The 22,430-nt window shown below is 33.5% G+C and carries 18 protein-coding genes and 1 pseudogene; 18 read left to right on the plus strand and 1 reads right to left on the minus strand.

All coding sequences use genetic code 11. From position 1 onward, the window contains the following. The 12 genes from ftsL (at nt 1) to ftsZ (ending at nt 16,051) form a co-directional block, all read left to right on the plus strand. Complete coding sequence (ftsL, locus tag ABEY15_RS22875) at nt 1-366, plus strand: cell division protein FtsL (RefSeq protein ID WP_429892309.1); 366 nt, start codon at nt 1-3, stop codon at nt 364-366. Nucleotides 367-377: 11 nt separating this feature from the next. Next, a complete protein-coding gene (locus ABEY15_RS22880; RefSeq protein WP_429892310.1) occupies nt 378-2,570 on the plus strand; it encodes a penicillin-binding protein in 2,193 nt (730 codons plus the stop codon). A 132-nt stretch (nt 2,571-2,702) separates the two neighbouring features. Beyond that, complete coding sequence (locus ABEY15_RS22885) at nt 2,703-4,655, plus strand: stage V sporulation protein D (protein WP_429892311.1); 1,953 nt, start codon at nt 2,703-2,705, stop codon at nt 4,653-4,655. Between the two features lie 25 nt (nt 4,656-4,680). Further along, the gene (locus tag ABEY15_RS22890; RefSeq protein WP_429892312.1) at nt 4,681-6,147 is read left to right on the plus strand and encodes a UDP-N-acetylmuramoyl-L-alanyl-D-glutamate--2,6-diaminopimelate ligase; all 1,467 of its coding nucleotides are present in this window, start codon (nt 4,681-4,683) and stop codon (nt 6,145-6,147) included. A gap of 108 nt (nt 6,148-6,255) precedes the next feature. Beyond that, nucleotides 6,256-7,230: a phospho-N-acetylmuramoyl-pentapeptide-transferase gene (gene mraY / locus ABEY15_RS22895; protein WP_097975606.1), complete on the plus strand. Its 975-nt coding sequence runs from the start codon at nt 6,256-6,258 to the stop codon at nt 7,228-7,230. Further along, nucleotides 7,231-8,583 (plus strand): UDP-N-acetylmuramoyl-L-alanine--D-glutamate ligase, encoded by a 1,353-nt coding sequence (murD, locus tag ABEY15_RS22900; RefSeq protein WP_429892313.1) that lies wholly within the window; start codon nt 7,231-7,233, stop codon nt 8,581-8,583. 61 nt (nt 8,584-8,644) lie between these two features. Next, nucleotides 8,645-9,718, plus strand: coding sequence for a stage V sporulation protein E (gene spoVE, locus ABEY15_RS22905; RefSeq protein WP_429892342.1), 1,074 nt, complete (start codon nt 8,645-8,647; stop codon nt 9,716-9,718). 227 nt (nt 9,719-9,945) lie between these two features. After that, nucleotides 9,946-11,037: an undecaprenyldiphospho-muramoylpentapeptide beta-N-acetylglucosaminyltransferase gene (gene murG, locus ABEY15_RS22910; RefSeq protein WP_429892314.1), complete on the plus strand. Its 1,092-nt coding sequence runs from the start codon at nt 9,946-9,948 to the stop codon at nt 11,035-11,037. Between the two features lie 74 nt (nt 11,038-11,111). Next, nucleotides 11,112-12,020 (plus strand): UDP-N-acetylmuramate dehydrogenase, encoded by a 909-nt coding sequence (gene murB, locus ABEY15_RS22915; RefSeq protein ID WP_429892315.1) that lies wholly within the window; start codon nt 11,112-11,114, stop codon nt 12,018-12,020. A 594-nt stretch (nt 12,021-12,614) separates the two neighbouring features. Continuing rightward, nucleotides 12,615-13,370, plus strand: coding sequence for a cell division protein FtsQ/DivIB (locus ABEY15_RS22920; protein ID WP_429892316.1), 756 nt, complete (start codon nt 12,615-12,617; stop codon nt 13,368-13,370). 222 nt (nt 13,371-13,592) lie between these two features. After that, nucleotides 13,593-14,873, plus strand: a complete 1,281-nt coding sequence (gene ftsA, locus ABEY15_RS22925) for a cell division protein FtsA (RefSeq protein ID WP_429892317.1) — start codon at nt 13,593-13,595, stop codon at nt 14,871-14,873. 35 nt (nt 14,874-14,908) lie between these two features. Beyond that, nucleotides 14,909-16,051 (plus strand): cell division protein FtsZ, encoded by a 1,143-nt coding sequence (gene ftsZ, locus ABEY15_RS22930; protein ID WP_429892318.1) that lies wholly within the window; start codon nt 14,909-14,911, stop codon nt 16,049-16,051. Between the two features lie 49 nt (nt 16,052-16,100). On the opposite strand, the pseudogene ABEY15_RS22935 reads toward ftsZ, so the two are convergent. Next, nucleotides 16,101-16,769 (minus strand): annotated as a pseudogene (locus tag ABEY15_RS22935) (class I SAM-dependent methyltransferase). 201 nt (nt 16,770-16,970) lie between these two features. Here ABEY15_RS22935 and spoIIGA point away from each other — a divergent pair. The 6 genes from spoIIGA (at nt 16,971) to ABEY15_RS22965 (ending at nt 22,430) form a co-directional block, all read left to right on the plus strand. Further along, a complete protein-coding gene (gene spoIIGA / locus ABEY15_RS22940) occupies nt 16,971-17,876 on the plus strand; it encodes a sigma-E processing peptidase SpoIIGA (RefSeq protein WP_248269387.1) in 906 nt (301 codons plus the stop codon). 10 nt (nt 17,877-17,886) lie between these two features. Further along, the gene (gene sigE / locus ABEY15_RS22945; RefSeq protein ID WP_069035602.1) at nt 17,887-18,606 is read left to right on the plus strand and encodes an RNA polymerase sporulation sigma factor SigE; all 720 of its coding nucleotides are present in this window, start codon (nt 17,887-17,889) and stop codon (nt 18,604-18,606) included. Nucleotides 18,607-18,875: 269 nt separating this feature from the next. Then, nucleotides 18,876-19,655 carry an RNA polymerase sporulation sigma factor SigG gene (gene sigG, locus ABEY15_RS22950; protein ID WP_056471070.1) on the plus strand — a complete coding sequence of 260 codons (780 nt, stop codon included), beginning with the start codon at nt 18,876-18,878 and terminating at the stop codon, nt 19,653-19,655. Nucleotides 19,656-20,397: 742 nt separating this feature from the next. After that, complete coding sequence (locus ABEY15_RS22955; RefSeq protein WP_069035603.1) at nt 20,398-20,679, plus strand: YlmC/YmxH family sporulation protein; 282 nt, start codon at nt 20,398-20,400, stop codon at nt 20,677-20,679. Between the two features lie 247 nt (nt 20,680-20,926). Further along, on the plus strand, nt 20,927-21,751 hold the full coding sequence (pgeF, locus tag ABEY15_RS22960) for a peptidoglycan editing factor PgeF (RefSeq protein ID WP_429892319.1): 825 nt from the start codon (nt 20,927-20,929) through the stop codon (nt 21,749-21,751). A gap of 4 nt (nt 21,752-21,755) precedes the next feature. Next, complete coding sequence (locus ABEY15_RS22965) at nt 21,756-22,430, plus strand: YggS family pyridoxal phosphate-dependent enzyme (protein ID WP_429892320.1); 675 nt, start codon at nt 21,756-21,758, stop codon at nt 22,428-22,430.

Below are 22,430 nucleotides of genomic sequence, written 5' to 3' on the forward strand. Positions count from 1 at the left end.
ATGAGTAATTTGGCTAGAAAGCTTCAACAAAAACAAGTTACTGATTTACAACAAAGACCTTCTAACAAGAAAAAACAAAAGAAAGTATCAAAAATTACACCCTTTGAGAAAATACTTTATTTAGTATTTATTTTTGCATGCTTCTTTATGGGTACAAAAATCATTAAAACTCAAGCTGAAATATATGATACAAATTTAAAAATTCAAAATGTGAAAAATGAAATAGCGGATGGAAAACAGCGTAACTCTGAGCTTAAAATGAAGATTGATGAATTAAGCACATATGAGCGCATATGGCAAAAAGCAAAAGAGTTAGGATTAAATATTGATAGTAATAATGTAAAGTTTACCGACACTAGCAAGTAGGAGATTGTGATATGAGTAAGAAAAAGAATAAATACACAAATTATGGTATTCGTTGGTTTTTTCTAGGTACTTTACTCCTTTTTATATCACTTGTAGCTAGACTTGGCTATATACAATTATCAGACACAGTTGAAGGTAAAAATTTAAAAGTTTATGCGGATGAAAATTACAATACATCTCAAAAAATTCCAGCAAAAAGAGGAACAATCTATGATTCACATGGAGTTCCACTTGCGGAAGAGGTGACAGCATACACAGTGTCGGCAGTTCTAGATCCAAGAGCCTCCAAAAACTCGAAAGTGAAAAGGCATGTAGTAGACAAAGAAAAAACAGCTAGAGAATTATCATCAATTTTAGGTATCGATGAATCGGAACTTTTAGCGAAATTAGGTAAACCAAAATATCAAGTTGAATTAGGACCAGGTGGAAGAAATATTTCTCAAAGCACAAAAGAACAAATTGAGAAATTAAAGCTACCTGGTATTGTTTTTACTCCATCACAACAGCGATATTATCCAAATGGTGTATTTGCTTCTCATACGTTAGGGTATACGAATGTAAATGATAATGGTGACCTAATTGGCGAAATGGGATTAGAAAAAGCATTGAATAATGAGTTAACTGAGAAAGATGGAAAAAGAAGCTTTTTACGTGATCGAAAAGGAAATATTCTACCATATGAAAATGAGAAGGTTACTCCTCCACATAATGGTGATGATGTGTATTTAACAATAGATACAAAGATTCAAAGTTTACTAGAAGACGCAATGACTAGCGTTGAAAAAAAATATGAGCCAGAAAAGATTATGGCAATCGTTTCTGATCCAAAAACCGGTAAAATTGTTGCAATGAGTAATCGTCCTAGCTTCAATCCGAATCTTCATGATATTACAAGCTATACGAATGACCCGATTTCATATGCAATTGAGGCAGGTTCTACGATGAAAATATTCACTTTAGGTGCTGCAATGAATGAGGGCGTTTATAATGGAAATGAATATTTCCAATCAGGTCGATATAAAGTACCAGGTGGAGGCACTGTCCATGATGTAAATCGAAACGGATGGGGTTCAATTACTTTTGACGAAGGGATTCAAAGGTCTTCAAACGTAGGTATTTCGATTCTGCTTAATGAAAAATTAGGTGCAGATCGCTTTTTACAATACTATAAAAACTTTGGGTTTACGCAAAAAACAAATATTAATCTTCCAGGTGAGTCAAGTGGTAAATTAGTATTTAATTATCCACTTGAAAAAACAACAACTGCTTTTGGACAAGGATCTACAGTAACTGGAATTCAAATTATCCAAGCTGCAAGTGCTATTGCTAACAATGGAAAAATGATGAAGCCATATATTGTAGATAAAATTGTCAATCATGATACGAATAAAATTATTAAAGACTATAAATCTCAGGTTGTTGGAAATCCAATTTCAGAAGAAACAGCAAAAAGAGAAAGAGCGCTATTAGAAACGGTTATTACTGCGCCACATGGTACTGGGCATAACTATGCGATTGAAGGTTATACTGTCGCTGGTAAAACTGGTACTGCCCAAGTTGTTGACGATCATGGGAAATATCTTAAAGGACGTGGTCAAAACTTATTTTCATTTATCGGTATGGCACCTGCAGATAATCCAAAATTAGTCGTTTATGTAGCAATGCTTCGTCCAAAACTTGAAGCGACTGAAATCGGTTCAGATGGTGTTTCTGAAATATTTAGAACCGTGACTAAGGGCGCATTAGAGTATATGAAGGTTGAGCCTGTTGAAAATGCCAAAGTAGACAAATTAATTGATAAAGAAAGTATAGAAATTCCGAATTTGAAAGGTCTAACTTTAGATGAAGCAAAATCTTTAGCTATATCTGAGGGATTAAAACCTGTATTATTAGGAAATGGGTTAGAAGTTACTGGTCAATCAATTAAGTCAAAAACTCAAGTTGTCAGAGGTACTACTATATATCTTAAGACAAATGGGACAAATACAATGCCATCTATTATTGGTTGGTCAAAATCGGATGTTAACCGTTTAGGTAAATTATTCAAGCTAAATATCTCTACAAAGGGATCTGGATTTGTTACAAGCCAGAGTATTAAAGAAGGTTCAGAGCTACGGGATCGTGACTATTTAACAATTGAATTAAATAAACCTAATGGAGCGACAGACGAAGATAAAGATGTAAAAGTAGATGTACAAGAGTAAAATGGCTGAAATAAGTTTAATTAAATAAAAATGACAATAGACCATTCTAGGACAATAAAAAGCTAGAAGGTCTATTGTATTTGGTACAAGCATATATTGAAACGAACATAATGTAGAGGAGTGTTCGTTTCGATGCGAGTATCTAATGTAACAGTTCGAAAACGATTATTTTTTGTATTCATTGGTGGTTTATTAATTTTTTCTATTATTGCAACGAGGCTTGGTTATGTACAATTTGCTATGGGTGATCTTTTAACTGAGCGAGCGAAAAATTCGTGGAGTCGAGATATTCCATTTGAACCAAAGCGTGGTGAAATTTTAGATCGTAATGGTGTTGCTCTTGCTACTAATAAAAGTGCTCCATCTGTATTAGTTGTTCCTAGGCAAATAAAAGATCCTAAGGAAGCGACTGAAAAACTTGCCCCAATTTTAAAAATCTCCGAAGTAAAACTTTATAAAATTTTAACGAAAAGATCTAGTATGGAACACATTCGAACAGAAGGTATAAAAATTACAAATGAGAAAGCTAAACAAATCCGAGATCTTAACATTGCAGGTGTATACATAGCAGAGGATTCTAAAAGGTATTATCCATTTGGTGACTATCTTTCTCATGTTTTAGGTTTTGCTGGAATCGATAATCAGGGCTTAAACGGATTAGAACTATATTATGATAAGCAATTAAGTGGTGAAAAAGGTAGTGTACAATTTTATTCTGACGCTAAAGGTCAAAGAATGCCTAATATTGCAGATGACTATATTCCGCCAATTAATGGTTTAAATTTAAAATTAACTGTAGATTCGCGAATACAAACAATTCTTGAACGAGAAATGAATAATGCTACTGCTCAATATAATCCTGATTCAATGATTGGAATAGCGATGAATCCTAATACGGGAGAAATTCTTGCAATGAGCAGTCGTCCAAGCTTCGATCCTACTAATTTTAAAAATGTATCGCCTGAAGTATATAATCGAAATTTACCTGTTTGGTCAAATTATGAGCCAGGTTCTACGTTTAAGATTATTACACTAGCAGCTGCATTAAATGAGGGATTAGTAGATTTGAATAAAGAACATTTTTATGATGATGGGGCTGCTGAAGTAGCTGGAGCTCGTTTGCGTTGTCATAAAAGAGGTGGACACGGCTCTCAGACTTTCTTAGAGGTAGTTCAAAATTCTTGTAACCCAGGATTTGTAGAATTAGGTAATCGACTAGGAGAAGATCGTTTATTTAATTATATTCGTAACTTTGGTTTCGGCAAAAAAACAGGAATTGATTTACAAGGTGAAGCATCTGGTATTTTATTCAGCATGGATAGAGTAGGTCCAGTTGAAGCAGCAACAACTGCTTTTGGTCAAGGTGTATCAGTTACACCAATTCAGCAAGTTGCAGCAGTATCAGCTGCTATTAATGGAGGCATTCTTTACCAGCCTTATATAGCCAAAGAGTTTGTAGATCCCGTTACAAACGAAGTAGTAAGTAGAAAAACACCAATTGCAAAAAGACGAGTTATTTCTCCTGATACATCTAAAAAGGTACGATTAGCTCTAGAAAGTGTTGTTGCACAAGGTACTGGTAAAGGTGCATTTGTGGAAGGGTATCGAGTTGGTGGTAAAACTGGAACAGCGCAAAAAGTAAAAGATGGACGATACGATGATAGTAGCTTTATCGTTTCGTTCGTAGGCTTTGCACCGGCTGACAATCCTCAAATAGTCGTTTATATTGCAGTTGATAATCCAAAAGGTACTGTTCAATTTGGGGGAGTTGTAGCTGCTCCGATAGTAGGGAATATTATTCGTGATAGTATGCAAGTTTTAGGCGTACCACCTAGAAAAAATCAAATTCCAAAAAAATTCGTATACGGTGATACACCAACATATGAAGTGCCAAATTTAATTGGTTTGGAGAAAAAAGATTTGCAACCTTTGCTAGATACTTTTACTATTGAATATAGTGGCAGTGGAAATATTGTCGTTGACCAAGCACCAAAAGCAGGTGTTAAACTAAAAGAAGGTTCTAAAATAAGAATTTATTTAGGAACGAAAGAAGAAACTAAATCTAAAACTAAAGATAAAAAATGATTTAGTGAATACGAAAGGAATTACTATGAAACTTCATACTTTACTATCAAGATTAAAGCCTTTAGTGAATCTTCCATCTGAAAATCCGGAAATCACTGGGGTTGAAATGGATTCAAGAAATGTAAAACCAGGTTATTTATTCATCTGTATAGAAGGGTATACAGTTGATGGCCACAAGTACGTAAATCAAGCGATTGAAAAAGGCGCAGTAGCGATACTTGCACAAAAACCAATTGAATCGAATGTTCCAGTAGCTTATGTAAAAGACACAAATCGTTCGATGGCTATTGTTGGTAATGCCTTTTATGAAAACCCAACGCAAAAACTAAATCTAGTTGGCATTACTGGTACAAATGGTAAGACCACTACTTCATATATTATTGAAGAGATTGTTAAACACAATAAGAAAAAAACAGGTGTCATCGGCACAATTGGTATGAAAATAGGAGAAGAGATTTTTGAAACAAAAAATACAACTCCTGATAGCTTAACATTACAATCAATGTTTGCAAAAATGGTTGATGCAAATGTGGATACTGCAGTTATGGAAGTTTCTTCACATGCATTACATTTAGGGCGTGTTCATGGCTGTGAATATGATATAGCTGTTTTTACAAATCTATCACAAGATCACTTAGATTATCATGGAACGATGGAAGAATATAAAAAAGCTAAAGGTTTATTATTCTCTCAATTAGGTAACAGCTTCTCAACGCAAAAACCTAAATTTGCAATCTTAAATAATGATGATACTGCTTCTGATGAATATATGAAGTTTACACAAGCAAATCTAATAACTTATGGTTTAAGTAAAGAAGCTGACTTGTTTGCTGATGAAATTGAATTAACGAATGCTGGTACTAGATTCACATTACATTTTTTAAATAAACAATATGTTGTAGAAATGAATCTTATTGGAACATTTAACGTATATAATGTGTTAGCAGCAATTGGTGCAGGAATCGCATTAAATATAGAAATGGAGACAATTCTAGATGCGGTCGCGACAATTGAAGGAGTACCAGGACGTTTCCAAGCCGTTAATGCTGGGCAAGATTTTACAGTTATTGTAGACTATGCACATACACCAGATAGTTTAGAAAATGTATTAAATACTGTTAAGCAATTTGCAAAAAATGATATTTTAACTGTTGTTGGTTGTGGTGGAGATCGTGACCGAACAAAACGACCACTAATGGGTAAGATTGCAGCGGATCTATCAACAAAAGCGATCTTTACATCTGATAACCCAAGAACAGAAGACCCAACTTTAATTTTAGAAGACATGAAACGCGGATTAGAGCATAATAATATTACGGTAATAGAAGATCGTAAAAAAGCTATAACATTTGCGATTCAAAATGCAAAAAAACATGATATTATTGTTATTGCAGGTAAAGGTCATGAGACATATCAGATTGTAGGAACGAATGTTTCACATTTTGATGATGTTGAAGAAGCTAAAGAAGCTATTTTGCAAAGAAGAGGATAGTATCCTCTTCTTTGTAATGTGAAAAATTGATTTCATAATTCTTTATAAAAGAATTAAACTATTAAGTAAACAACAACAAAGAAGAGAACTTAGAAAGGAGGGCGTATAATGCTAGAACCGTCAATTTTAGTTGCTATGATTACAGCATTTATCATTGCAGTCATTTTATCGCCTATTTTTATACCGTACTTAAGAAAACTTAAATTTGGACAGAGTATTCGAGACGAAGGTCCACAATCTCATAAAAAGAAATCAGGAACCCCAACTATGGGTGGGATTATCATATTAATTGCTTTAAGTTTATCTGCACTTTTAATTTCTATGTATTTTGATGTTTTATCAACACGTACATATGTATTATTATTTGTCACAATTTGTTTTGGAGTAATTGGATTTTTAGATGACTATATTAAGGTTGTTAAAAAAAGAAACCTAGGACTAACATCTAAACAAAAATTCATTTGCCAAGTTATTGTGTCAATCATTGTCTTTTTTGCAATCCGTGCTATGGGAATCTCTACATCTATTTCGATACCTGGGACACATTATTCATTTGATTTAGGCTTTATCTATGTATTATTAATTATCTTTATGCTAGTTGGTACTTCAAACGCTGTAAATTTAACAGATGGATTAGATGGACTTGTGTCAGGTACAGCAGCAATCGCATTTGGTGCATATGCAGTACTTGCTTATAACCAACACCAGCTTGATGTGGCAATATTTTCAATAGCAGTTGTAGGAGCTGTATTAGGTTTCTTAGTATTTAATGCACACCCTGCAAAGGTCTTTATGGGAGATACGGGCTCATTAGCATTAGGTGGGGCGCTGGCTGCAATTGCAATCGTTACACACTTAGAAATTTTACTTGTTATTATTGGTGGTATTTTTGTTATTGAAACACTATCAGTAATGATTCAAGTTGCATCTTTTAAGGCAACTGGTAAAAGGGTATTTAAAATGAGTCCGCTGCACCATCATTATGAATTATCTGGATGGTCAGAATGGCGTGTAGTAGTAACTTTTTGGTTTGTAGGATTACTTTTTGCATTATTAGGAATCTATATTGAGGTGTGGATGTAATTGAATAACATATCGAACTTTCAAAATAAAAATGTATTAGTATTAGGAATGGCAAAGAGCGGTTATGCAGCTAGTAGATTATTAAAAAAATTAGGTGCGACTGTATCTGTTAATGATCGAACTCCTTTTGAACAAAATGAAATCGCACAAAAGCTAAAAAGTGAAGGTTTTAACGTAGTTTGTGGTGAGCATCCACTATCATTATTAGATGATCAACCATTTTGTATCGTCAAAAATCCAGGAATTCCATATACGAATCCAATATTAATAGAAGCTGTAAAACGTAATATTCCGATCTATACGGAAATAGAGCTTGCATATTTAATAAGTGAAGCACCATTTATCGGAATTACAGGCTCAAATGGGAAAACGACAACGACAACTTTAGCATTAAATATGTTACAAGAAGGCAATAAAAAACCACTTGTTGCAGGAAATATTGGAACTGTTGCATGTGAAGTTGCTGAAACTGCAAATGAAGATAATATTATTGTAACTGAACTTTCTTCATTTCAATTGATGGGAATCGAAAGTTTCCGACCAAAAATTTCATTAATCACAAATATTTTCGAAGCTCATTTAGACTATCATGGTACAAAAGATGAGTATATTAAGGCAAAAGCCAATATATTTAAAAATCAAACAGAAAATGATTTTGCTGTCGTTAATTTTGATGATGAGAATGTAATGGCAATGGCTTCTCAAATTAGAGCAAAAATTATTCCATTCTCTACAACTAAAATTATGCAAGATGGTGCATATGTTCAAAATGGCTTTGTTTATTTTAAAGAGAAAAAAGTAATTGAAGTTGAAAAAATTGTCTTACCAGGTAAACATAATTTAGAAAATATATTAGCAGCAGTAGCAATATCTAAACTTCTAGAAGTTGAAAATGATGCGATTGAAAAGGTATTAACAACTTTCACTGGTGTAGAGCACCGACTTCAGTTTGTTACAGAAATAAATAAGAGAAAGTTTTATAATGATTCAAAAGCTACTAATATTTTAGCAACACAAAAAGCAATTTCTTCATTTCAAAAACCAGTCATTTTAATAGCTGGTGGATTAGATCGAGGAAATGGTTTTGACGATTTAATTCCTTATTTTAAAAATGTTAAAAAAATGGTCACTTATGGTCAAACCGCAGAAAAATTAATTGGATCAGCAGAAAAAGCAGGAATGAAAGCAGTAAAATCGGTAGATAATGTTGAAGATGCTGTAAATGAAGCGTTCGCTCATTCAGAAGTTGGAGATATTATTTTATTGTCACCTGCTTGTGCAAGCTGGGATCAATTTAAGACTTTTGAAGAACGTGGTAATAAATTTATACAAGCAGTGCATAAGTTAATGTAAGGCTTGTTTAATTCAAAAGTTGAGGTGTATTTAAGTGCCAACAAAGAAAAATAGTCCTGACATGATTCTTGTTCTCGTTACGCTATCATTATTAACAGTAGGTATGATTATGGTTTACAGTGCTAGTGCAATATGGGCATCTTATAAGTTTCATGATTCGTTCTTTTTTGCTAAACGGCAATTATTATTTGCTGGGGTTGGAGTAGTTGGAATGTTTGTTGTTTCAAATATTGACTACTGGCTTTTCAAAACACATGCAAAAAAAATATTAATCGCTTGTTTTATCTTGTTGGTACTTGTACTTGTACCAGGAGTTGGTCTAGTACGAGGTGGTGCACGAAGTTGGATAGGAATCGGTGCATTCTCGATCCAGCCCTCTGAGTTTATGAAACTTGGAATGATGGTATTTCTATCAAAATACTTAGCAGATAACCAGAAAAATATAACGTCTTTTAAAAAGGGTCTTGTACCATCATTAGGTCTTGTGTTTTTGGCATTTGGTTTAATTATGCTTCAACCAGATTTAGGAACAGGTACAGTAATGGTAGGTACTTGTGTAATCATCATATTCGTAGCTGGAGCAAGAATTTCTCATTTTATGGGATTAGGTATTGTTGGTGTTGCAGGATTTGTAGGCCTAATAGCTTCTGCTCCATATCGAATAAAAAGGATTACATCATTTCTAGATCCATGGTCTGATCCATTAGGAACTGGATTCCAAATTATTCAATCACTATATGCAATTGGTCCTGGTGGATTATTTGGTTTAGGATTGGGACAAAGTAGACAAAAGTTTATGTATTTGCCAGAACCACAAACTGATTTCATCTTTGCTATTCTATCAGAAGAATTAGGATTTATTGGCGGAACTTTTGTCATCTTATTATTCTCTTTATTACTCTGGAGAGGGATTCGAATTGCTTTAACTGCTCCTGATTTATTCGGTACTTTTTTAGCAGTAGGAATTGTCTCAATGATAGCAATACAAGTAATGATTAATATAGGCGTTGTAATAGGATTAATGCCTGTTACAGGGATTACATTACCATTTTTAAGCTATGGTGGTTCATCTCTAACATTAATGCTATTAGCCGTAGGTGTATTATTAAATATTAGTAGACATGCGCGTACATAAAAGGACCGACTCAAATTGAAACAAGTACATGTTGTACTTGAATTTTTCAAAAATGAGTCGGTCCTTTTTATGTTGTAAAGTAATATGTTCTTGCTTATTTACTTTCCAATTGGTAAGTTTTCTTTATTTTTATAGAAAAAACAATTAGAATGATAGTGATAAAATTGGTATAATAACTACTTAAACTGCTTAAAGTTATTTATGTATTGTAATTTAGGAGGATCTTTATGAAAATTTTAGTTAGTGGTGGGGGTACTGGTGGTCATATTTATCCAGCACTTGCGCTAATTAAAGAGTTAAAAAAACAAGATTCCAATGTAGAATGTTTATATGTTGGTACAGAAAATGGATTAGAAAAAGGGATTGTATCTAAAGCAAACATACCTTTTAAATCTATTGTTATTACAGGGTTCAAGAGAAGCATATCACTAGAGAATTTTAAAACAGTCTATCGATTCTTAAAGGGTGTATCAGATAGTAAGAAAATAATTCGTGAATTTAAGCCAGATGTAGTCGTTGGAACAGGTGGATATGTTTGTGGTCCTGTTGTTTACGCAGCATCAAAACTAGGGATCCCGACAGTTATACATGAACAAAATAGTATACCTGGACTAACAAATAAGTTCTTAAATCGTTATGTAACAAAAGTTGCAATTTGTTTTGAAGAGGTTGCTGACTATTTTAATAAAGAGAAAGTAGTGTTTACTGGAAACCCGAGGGCTTCTGAAGTACTTGGAGAATCAAATCCAGCAGTATTAGAATCATTAGGATTAAAATCAGGTAAACGCACAGTACTAATTGTTGGTGGTTCGAGGGGAGCAAGACCGATTCATCAAGCCTTTTTAAAAAGTGTCAATCAATTAGGTGAAAAAGATTACCAAATGATTTATGTAACAGGTGAAGTACATTACGATTCTGTCATTGAGGAAATAAATAAAGTAGGTAACCCAGAAAATGTAGTGGTTAAGCCATTTTTACATAATATGCCTGAAATTTTAAGAGAAGTGGATTTAGTCGTATCAAGAGCGGGGGCAACTACATTAGCAGAATTAACTGCATTAGGAAAACCTAGTATTCTAATACCAAGCCCATATGTAACGAATAATCATCAAGAAGTTAATGCTAGATCACTCGAGAAGAATGGTGCGGCAATTGTTATATTGGAAAAAAACTTCAATAGTGAATATTTAGTAACTGAAATTGAAAAAGTATTACTAAATCCTATTAAACTTGAAGAGATGAAAAATGCATCATTAAAAATGGGTGTACCAGATGCTGCAAAAAAACTAGTAAATGTATTAGAGAAAATACGTAAATGAACTTGCACGAACAAGTTTGAAATAAAATAAAAATACAATAGAGGATACTATAAGCTAAAGGGGGAAAATATCGAATGTTTGAATCAAAATTAAAGGAAATATTAAATGACTCGAGTCTTCTAATAAATGAGCCTTTAGCAAATCATACGACAATGAAAATTGGAGGACCAGCTGAGTATTTGGTCATTCCTAAAACTGTAAATGAAATTAAAGAGATTATTAACCTTGCAAATGAACACGGGGTAAATGTGACTGTAATTGGTAGAGGATCAAATTTACTTGTATCGGATCAAGGTATTGAAGGTGTCGTAATTAAAATTAGTGATTGCTTAGACCATATTGAAGTAGAAGGTACAAAAGTAGTTGTAGGTGCAGGGTATTCAGTAATTCGTTTAGCTACCCAACTAAGTAGAAAAGGATTATCTGGTCTAGAGTTTGCAAGTGGAATTCCTGGTAGTGTTGGTGGCGGTGTATATATGAATGCAGGTGCTCATCAATCCGATTTTTCAAAAATTACTTCTAGAGCACATATTCTATTTCCTGATGGAACAATGGAATGGCTATCAAATGAAGAATTAGACTTTTCTTATCGAACTTCAGTTTTACAACATAAACGTAAAGGATTTGTATTAGAAGCAGAACTTCAGCTTCAAGAGGGATCAAAAGAAGCGTCAACTGCTTTAATGCAAAAAAACAAAGATTATCGAAGAGAAACACAACCTTGGAATTATCCATGTGCTGGAAGTATTTTCCGTAATCCATTACCACAGTATGCTGGTAATTTAATTGAACGTGCTGATTTAAAAGGATATCAAATTGGTGGTGCGAAGGTTTCTGAAATGCATGGTAACTTTATTGTAAATGCTGGAAATGCCACTTCAAAAGATGTATTAGACTTAATAGCATTTATTAAGAAAACTATATTAGAAAAATTTAATGTGCAACTTGAAACAGAAGTAGAAATTGTTGGGAAAAAAATGTAAGTTTCTTCTAAACTAACCATATTATATGCTATAATTTACATAGCATATGATGACCAAGATAGAATGGCATTCATTTGCTATTCTATTTTTTATTATTCTATTATTAAGTCAAGAACACTCGTGATTTAAATTATGAGATGAATCGACTTCGGATGCAAAATAGTATTAAAAAAACGTCATATTATTTTACTATACTAGTATCCGACATGAAGTATAAGATAAAATCATATCGGACACTTGAACTAGAACGAATTCAATTATGGTGCTTGTTGCGTGAATAGAACTTGTTTGGTGGCTGTCGTTCGCCAATACCTCTCGAAAGTCGCAAAGAGAACAACCGTAATACCCCTCAGTATAAAATCAAGCTGAGTGCGTTTCACCTAGCGTTAGGAAAACTTAACCGTAGGGACTACGGGGATAGCTTGGTAAATAAAAGAAACCTCTGCTAGTAAAGAAATACGCTAGCAAGTATGCTTTGTTCCCAAGAATCTTGTAACTTTAGTCATGAGTAGTTCAATATTCTTAAATTACTTCTTAAGCAAAAGTAAATTAAAAAGGTATTTTTAGTTGAACATTGATAATGGAGGCATATTTATGCAGGAAAATAAGATTATTAGTTTAGAAGACCGTGTACCTGTTTTACGTAATAAAAAACGTAAAAAAGCAAATATGCGATTACTGGTCACAATTCTTGTGTTTTTTTCTTTGCTTTTATGTGTATTGTATTTCCAAACATCAATTGGTTCAAAAATTCACTTAGTAATTAATGGAAACCAACTGTACTCTGATAAAGAAATTCAAAAATTAGCCGAAGTTAGCGTTGATGATAGCTTTTTGACAATTAGGTCAAAAAGGGTAGTAGATCAGCTTGAAAGTCAAAATACAATTCAATCTGCAATCGTACATAAAAGATTTCCTAATAAAGTAGAAATCGATGTTAAAGAATTTCAGCCTGTTGGACAAGGGTTATTCAGCGGGAAAAAGTATCTATTATTAGAAAGCGGAGTGCTTATTAAAGAGAAAAATTCACTAGGAAATACTACAGCACCTGATTTAATTGGTTGGAAACAAGGAGACGAGTTGCAGGAAATGGCTGCGGAATTGAAAAAAATGCCACAAAGTATATTTCATTCAATTTCTGAAATAGATTATACTCCAAGTAAGGATGATCCTTTGTTAATAACAGTTTTTACGAATGAAGGGTATGAAGTAAGGACAACGATTCGAAAATTCTCAAATAAAATGTCAAATTACCCATTAATTTTAAAGTCAATACCTAAAGATCAAAAAGGGGTTATCCATTTAGAAGTTGGTGCGTATTTTTCTCCATATAGTACTGTTACTAAATAGTTGATTTAACATTAGTTAACGGTACTTTCAAGTCTTTTTTAACTTTACATGTTAGTGTAGACTAGTAGTTAAATAGAATTAATGAAAAAAATTAAAAAGATTATGAAAAATCAAACTTAAAAAAGAGGAAAAACCCCGTAAATGTTGAATAGTTGTCATATATGATATTTAAGAATGAATTGATGCTCGATTATAATAGATAGAGAAAAAGGAGGTGCCATCATGAACAGCAATGAGATCTATGTGAGTCTTGACGTTGGAACTTCAACAATTAAAGTAATCATAGGAGAACTAGTTAACGACACACTTAACATTATCGGTGTTGGTAATGTTAAATCTTCAGGCTTAAAACGTGGGTCAATAGTTGATATAGATGAAACAGTCAAATCAATCAAAAAAGCAATTGATCAAGCAGAAAGAATGGTTGGCATTCATATTGACAAAGTAATTGTAGGGGTTAGTGCGAATCAAGTGCAATTGATTAGTACTAACGGCGTAGTAGCAGTTTCTAAAGAAAATAAAGAAATTGACAATGAAGATGTTTTAAGAGTAATGGATCAGGCTCAAGTAATTTCTATACCACCTGAAAGAGAAATTATCGATGTTGTTCCACATGAATACATTGTTGATGGCCTTTCTGAGGTAAAAGACCCAAGAGGAATGATTGGTGTACGATTGGAAATGGAAGGTACATTAATCACTGGTTCAAGAACTCTAGTACATAATATACTTCGTTGTGTTGAAAGAGCGGGGTTAGAAGTAACGGATATATGTCTACAACCTATGGCTGCAAGTACGATAGGACTAAAGCAGGATGAGAAAAACTTAGGTGTAGCACTTGTTGATATCGGTGGAGGCTCAACTACAATTTCTCTTTTTAGAGAAGGGGTATTAATGGCAACTTCAGTCCTACCTGTTGGAGGAGACCATATTACAAAAGACATATCAATTGGGCTGAAAACTTCAACAGAAGATGCAGAAAAAATTAAAGTGAAATTTGGACATGCTTTTTATGATACTGCATTACCTGAAGAAGTATTAAGTGTACCAATAATGGGTAGTGAACAACATCAACAATACAATCAGCAAGAAATTTCCGATATTATTGAAGCTAGATTAGAAGAAATCTTCATTATGGTTCAAAATGAGCTTGTAAGAATGAGGGGAAGCAATTTACCAGGTGGATTTGTTCTAACTGGTGGTACAGTTACAATGACTGGTGTAATCGATTTAGCTCAAAAGGTATTTAAAAATAATGTAAGGGTTGCAACACCAGATTATATTGGTGTAAGAGAACCTCAATACATTACTGGCGTAGGTCTAATCAAGTATGCTTTTTATAAATCAAAAATGCGTGGAAAAAAACTTAGCTCTAATATTGCATTCGAATCAAATGAACGAAAACCTGTAGCTGTTTCAAATTCAAATACAAAACCAAAACAGCAGGATGAAGAGCGCGTCATGAGTAAAGTTAAAAGCATTTTTAAATATTTATGGGATTAAATTTGTGATGAATTTGAATAGTAGGGGGATCAATCATGTTAGATTTTGATACAAATGTAGATGCTTTAGCGAAGATAAAAGTAATTGGTGTAGGTGGCGGAGGAAATAACGCCGTTAATCGAATGATCGAACATGGAGTACAAGGTGTAGATTTTATTGCTGTGAATACTGATGCACAAGCTCTTAATCTATCAAAAGCTGAAGTGAAAATGCAAATCGGTGGCAAACTTACTCGTGGTTTAGGGGCAGGAGCTAATCCAGAGGTAGGTAAAAAAGCAGCAGAAGAAAGTAGAGAACAATTACAAGAAGCTCTTAAAGGAGCTGACATGGTATTCGTAACTGCTGGAATGGGTGGAGGTACAGGAACAGGTGCAGCTCCAGTAATTGCACAAGTAGCAAAAGAATTAGGTGCATTAACTGTAGGTGTAGTTACTCGTCCATTTACATTTGAAGGTAGAAAGCGTTCAACTCAAGCGGCAACTGGAATCGCTGCAATGAAGGAAAGCGTTGATACTTTAATTGTTATTCCTAATGACCGATTATTAGAAATCGTTGATCGTAATACCCCAATGCTTGAAGCATTCCGCGAAGCAGATAATGTACTTCGTCAAGGGGTTCAAGGTATTTCTGACTTAATCGCTGTTCCGGGATTAATTAACCTTGACTTTGCAGATGTTAAGACAATTATGTCTAATAAAGGTTCTGCATTAATGGGTATTGGTGTTGCTGGTGGAGAAAATCGTGCGGCAGAAGCAGCTAAAAAAGCTATTTCTAGTCCATTATTAGAAACTTCAATTAATGGTGCACAAGGTGTACTTATGAATATCACTGGTGGAACTAACTTAAGCTTATATGAAGTGCAAGAAGCAGCAGATATCGTATCGACTGCATGTGATGCTGAAGTAAATATGATTTTTGGATCTGTAATCAATGAAAACTTAAAGGATGAAATTATTGTAACGGTTATTGCGACTGGATTTGAAGGTGTAATTACAGCACCGCCTACTCCAAAACCAATGGCGAGACAAACAATTTCAACACCTACGCAAGCTCCACAACCAACTATTAAACGCGAACCAATTCGCGAAGAAGTTCCGGTTGTAGAAACGACTAAAAATGTAACTAGTCTTGATGACTTAGATATTCCGGCGTTCTTACGTAATCGTAAAAGACGCTAATAAATGTAAAAAAAACCAAGATAAGATAAATCTCTTATCTTGGTTTTTTTCATACTATCGAGTAGTGATTTTGTAAATTAGTTAGATTACTAATGACACTCTTGAACTTTTCGTTACAGCCCTTAGGGAATAAGACACCTAAACCATGTGAGTGTGTAAATTCAAAAGATGGGAGTTGTTGTTTAATGCCTTCCCAAAATTTATAAACCCCAAAATCTTGTATTCGTACTTCAGTATCATGGATTAAAACAATACCTTCTTGAGATACTTTGGATAGCCAAGTAGTGTAATCATGTAGCACAGCTTCAAAAGTATGAAACCCGTCAATATGAAGTATATCGATCGTATTATCTTCGAAATTCTGAATTACTTCGTCGAAAGACTTACGTACAATTTTAGCTTCTTTTTGGTAATGTTTTTGAACAACTTCATGTACTGTATCAAAAACTTCATTACTATACAATCCACTATGCAGATCACCTTGCCAAGTATCAACTGCAAAACATTCACATGACAGATTATGATCTTTCACACTCTGACAAAAACAGAAAAAAGAAAAGCCAAAGTGGGTACCTAATTCTACAATTTTTTTTGGTTTCACGAATTGAACTAAATCGTAAGCAAATTTAGCGTGACCTTTCTAGGCAGAGTGTTGTCTTATTGTTGGTTTAGTTCCGTCAAACTCAAAAATGGGTGAATGAAATATCCAGTTATCCAAATCCTCACTCCTTATTGGGCAGATTTATTAGAAATAAAGTGAAAGATTTCTATAAAATATTGACCTGTCCAATCCATATATAGAAAATGTATTGTCGAAAAACTCTTCAATAAAGCTTCCTTTTTTTGACAGACTTCTTACCGTGCTCATCCTATACTTACATATAAATGAATATTCTATAGAGGATGGCGAACAAAATTGGTGATATATGGCGATCTTGTTTGGTTATTAAACTTGTTAATGGACTTCTTGATCATTCAGTTGACAGGCTTAATTCTAAAAAGAAATGTATCTATTTTGCGGTCATTGTTAGGGGCATTATTAGGTTCAATCGTTGTTCTAATGACGTTTACTCCTTATGCATATGTTTTTGGCTCACCTTTTATGAAAATATTATTATCGTTTTTTATCGTATTTTTTGCATTTGGAAGGCAACGGATTATCACTTTTTTACAGCTATTAAGTATCTTCTATTTTTCAACATTCATTTTAGGTGGCGCATTATTAGGCTTACATTATTTATTTGCTACAAATGAATCAAATTTAACGAAATCATCCTTTTATGGTGATCCTGTTAGCTGGTATTTTGTAATTGGAATGCTACCAATTGTCATATTTTACGCTAGAAAATCGATCAATCAAATCTCGTTTACAAAATGGAAATTGAATGAAATGTATGAAATGGAAATTGTGTGGCGTAACACTTCGATTAAAATTAGAGGGTTAATGGATAGTGGTAACTCTCTACATGAACCGCTTTCTAGGAAACCAGTTATTATTTTAGATTGTTCCACTAGTGATTATGGATTGCCAATAGAACTAGTAAAGTTAGTTAGAGACTCTGAAAATACATTACATAATACTGAAGCACTCGATGTCTTAAGTTTTTTTCAAGGAACTTATATACCTTATAAAAGTATTGGTCAAAGTAATCAATTCCTCGTCGCAATAAAACCTACTGTTGTTAAATTGAAAATTAATGGGAAATGGTATTCATCGAGTTCGGTTTTAGTTGGATTGAGTCATGTTACTTTGTCTTCAGACAATTTATATGAATGTATCCTTCATCCAAAAATGATGCAGGGAACAATTAATGAAATTGCATAGGAGGTAGAAAATGAATCGATTGTTCTTAAAACTAAAGTTAGGTTTGTATAAGCTATTAGTAAAGCTTGGTTTGAAAGCCGACGAAGTATACTACATTGGGGGAAGTGAAGCATTACCACCTCCTTTGACAAGGGAAGAAGAAGAAAAGCTGTTACAGAAACTACCGAATGGAGATTTAGGTGCTAGATCACTATTAATTGAGAGAAATCTACGATTAGTAGTTTATATTGCTAGAAAGTTTGAAAATACGGGCATTAATATTGAAGATCTGATTAGCATTGGTACAATAGGATTGATAAAAGCCGTTAATACCTTTAATCCTGAAAAGAAAATTAAATTGGCAACTTATGCTTCAAGATGTATCGAAAATGAAATTCTGATGCATTTACGTAGAAATAATAAAAACCGTTCTGAAGTCTCATTCGATGAACCATTAAATATTGATTGGGATGGTAATGAATTATTACTTTCTGATGTATTAGGTACAGAAGACGATATCATAACGAAGGACTTAGAAGCCAATGTCGATAAATCTTTATTAACTAAGGCATTAGATCAACTCAATGATCGTGAAAAACAAATAATGGAACTACGATTTGGACTAGATGGAACCGAAGAAAAAACCCAAAAAGATGTAGCTGATATGCTTGGAATATCGCAATCATATATATCCCGATTAGAAAAACGTATTATTAAAAGGCTTCGAAAAGAGTTTAATAAAATGGTTTAAAATTTAAGAACCGATTAGATTTGATTTATTCAAATACTAATTGGTTTTTTTATGTATAAAGGGTAACCAAATAATTTTAAAAAATATTTTCATTTGTCCTACGTACTAAATTTCATTAAATCAGCCTAGAAAATCCTAGTTTTTTCTCTAATTGCTATGCTTTTTTACACCTGAATTTATTATTTTTGTATATTTTATTTTGTGCATAAATTTTCCACCGAAGGAGATACTTACCTATAGTACAGCAACTCCAAGTAGGAGGGAACATCATGACACGAAACAAAGTAGAAATATGCGGTGTAGATACATCAAAGCTTCCAGTTTTAAAGAATGATGAGATGCGTAAGTTATTTCATGCAATGCAAAGCGGTGATCGAAGCGCAAGAGAAACAATTGTAAACGGCAATTTGCGACTAGTCCTAAGTGTTATTCAGCGTTTCAATAATCGCGGAGAATTTGTGGATGACTTATTTCAAGTAGGCTGCATAGGCCTTATGAAGTCTATTGATAATTTTGATTTAAGCCAAAATGTAAAATTTTCGACGTATGCTGTACCTATGATTATTGGTGAAATAAGAAGATATTTAAGGGATAATAACCCAATAAGAGTGTCTAGATCATTAAGAGACATTGCTTATAAGGCATTACAAGTTAGAGAGCGATTATTAGCAGAGAACTCAAAAGAACCAACTCCTGTTCAAATCGCAGAAGTACTAGGCGTAACACATGAAGAAATCGTCTTTGCATTAGATGCAATTCAAGACCCAGTTTCGTTATTTGAACCGATATATAACGATGGCGGAGATCCAATCTTTGTAATGGATCAGCTAAGTGATGATAAAAATAAGGACGAGCAATGGGTTGAAGAACTAGCACTACGTGAAGGTATGAAACGACTAAACGATCGAGAAAAAATGATCATAAGCAAAAGATTTTTCCAAGGAAAAACACAAATGGAAGTTGCCGAAGAAATCGGAATTTCCCAAGCACAAGTATCCAGACTAGAAAAATCAGCAATAAAACAAATGAATAAAAATATACAGGGCTAACGAAAAGCGGAGGCGACTGTTCAGCCCCGACAAGCATAAGGCGAAGACGGAGGAAAGTTGCTTTTTACTTTCCTCGGGCTTCGACTTATGACCTCGAGGGGCTAGGAGCCGGAGCTAGACATAATACTATTTCTTTCCCTGATCATAGAGTAATTTCTCAAAAGAAAAGTTGCTTTTTAACCTTTAGCGGAAATTGGCTTATTACCTCGAGGAGCTAGGAGCCGGAGCTAGGAGCCGGAGCTAGACATCATACCATTTCTTTGCCTGAATAAAGAGGAAATACTCAAAATGAAAGTTGCTTTTTACTTTCATCGGGCTTCGACTTATGACCTCGAGGGGCTAGGAGCCGGAGCTAGACATCATACTATTTCTTTGCCCGATCATAGAGTAATTTCTCAAAAGGAAGGTTGCTTTTTAACATTTAGCGGAAATTGGCTTATGACCTCGAGGAGCTAGGAGCCGCAGCTAAAAATCGTATGGAGGCAAACTTCAATCAAGCTTCAATTCTTGTATAATGAATTGGTTATTATTATAATGAAATCTAAAAAACAAACAATTATATAAACTAAATAATCCAATAACTACTAAATAGTAAGTTAATCTGGAAGAATGAAAATACGATATTAATGTGTTAGACAATGGATGAGCATCGAACAACCTTGTCTAACACATTTTTATTTGAATTTTATCATGATGTTTGGCCCTTACTTCATATATTTTATAAAAAGGATGGTGAAGTTAAATGGCCAGAATTTCAGATTTTCAAGTTAAAGATGTTGTAAATGTTGCCGATGGAAAGAAATTAGGCAATATTGTTGATTTAGATATTGATCAATCAAATGGAAAAATCACTTCGATTATTTTAACAAAACCAGGGAAGGGCTTAAATTTTTTTAGTAAAGAAGAGGAAATGACAATTTATTGGAATGATATTGTGAAAATAGGTGAAGATGTTATTTTGGTAAAATATCGTTCATCTGTGGATTTGGATGAAAACCAAGCAAGTCCAGTTAAATACACATAGAAAAACTCGTTGACTGACGAGTTTCAAGGCGATGAATGGGGCGTAGTTGCACTTTTACTTTATTATTAAAATAGCCTACCACGTAAAATAAGATGCCTTGCAGGTAATTTTATTTTCGAAAGTGAAAAAAATAAGTGTGTTTTGTCAAAAATAATCAAAAATGTGAAATCTATGGTAAAATATAGGAAACCATCAACTGGTTTACATACTATATTTACTAAATTAGTTTCTGTGAGGTCTTATAAATATGAAAGAGAGCTTCATTCAATCGACTGAAAGTACTTTTATGATTCAACCTTGGGAAGACTCATACAAACATTTAGTTGCTGGATTTACAACAAAAAATGATGGAGTTAGCCAAGGTTGTTTCACTTCTTTTAATCTTGGATTACATGTAAATGACTCGAAGGATATTGTCGTAGAAAATAGAGAACTCCTTGCGAGTAAATTAGAGTTTTCAAAGACGAAATGGGTTTGTTCAGAACAAGTTCATGGGAATAATGTCGTGAAAGTAACAAAAAAAGATTGTGGCAAAGGTGTTACTGATTACGAAACTAGCATCGAGACAACAGATGGTTTTTATACGAATGAGGAAAATATATTATTAACTTCCTGTTATGCAGATTGCGTTCCATTGTATTTCCTTGAACCAACAAGTAAATTTATTGGTTTAGCTCATGCAGGTTGGAAAGGTACTGTTCAAAACATTGGCGGACGTTTAATCGAAAAATTAATTAAAGAAGAAAACTTACAACTTAAAAATATCCAAGTTGCAATCGGGCCATCAATTGGTGATTGTTGTTATGAAGTGGATGATTTTGTGATGAATAAGCTAAATGATGCTTTTGAACATAAGATTCCTAATAATATTTTAACCACTTTACAAAATGGGAAATTCAAATTGAATTTAAAAGAAGCAAACAAACAATTACTCATTAGGTCGGGCATTAGTGAAGAGAATATAATAATGACAAATTATTGTACAAGTTGTAACCCGAACTTATTTTTTTCTCACCGTAGAGATGGTGGAAAAACAGGAAGAATGATGAGTTATATTGGTTGGAGGAATTAGCATCATGACAGTCAAACAAAATTATGAACGTATTAGTGAACAAATTAATGCAGCCAAAGTAAGAGCAAATCGAAATGATGAAATCACTCTAATAGCTGTTACTAAACAAGTATCCACTGAAGTGGCTAAAGAAGTTTTAGCTGAAGGTATACAACAATTAGGCGAAAACCGTTTTGAAGGTCTTAAGGAAAAACAAGATCACATTAAAAGTGATGTTGTTTGGCATTTTATTGGTTCACTTCAAACTAGAAAAGTAAAAGACGTCATACATAGAATTAATTACTTACATTCTTTAGATCGACTATCCTTAGCAGAAGAGATACAAAAAAGAGCAGAAGAACCATTAAAATGTTTCCTACAGGTCAATGTATCTGGAGAAGACTCAAAGCATGGAATACATCCAAATGATGTAATCGAATTTGCTAGACAACTTTCAGAATTTGATAAAGTACAAGTTGTTGGGTTAATGACAATGGCACCATTTACAGAGGATGTAACAATCATTCGAAATAGTTTCAAAGGATTAAAGGAATTACAAGAAAAAGTAAAAGAACTACAGATTGCAAATATTCCATGTTCTGAATTATCAATGGGTATGTCTAATGATTTTGAGATAGCAATAGAAGAAGGTGCTACATTCATAAGAATAGGTACTGATTTAGTAGGAAAGGGAAGGTAG

The organism is Gottfriedia acidiceleris, assembly GCF_050457485.1.
GTDB lineage: Bacteria > Bacillota > Bacilli > Bacillales > Bacillaceae_G > Gottfriedia > Gottfriedia acidiceleris_D.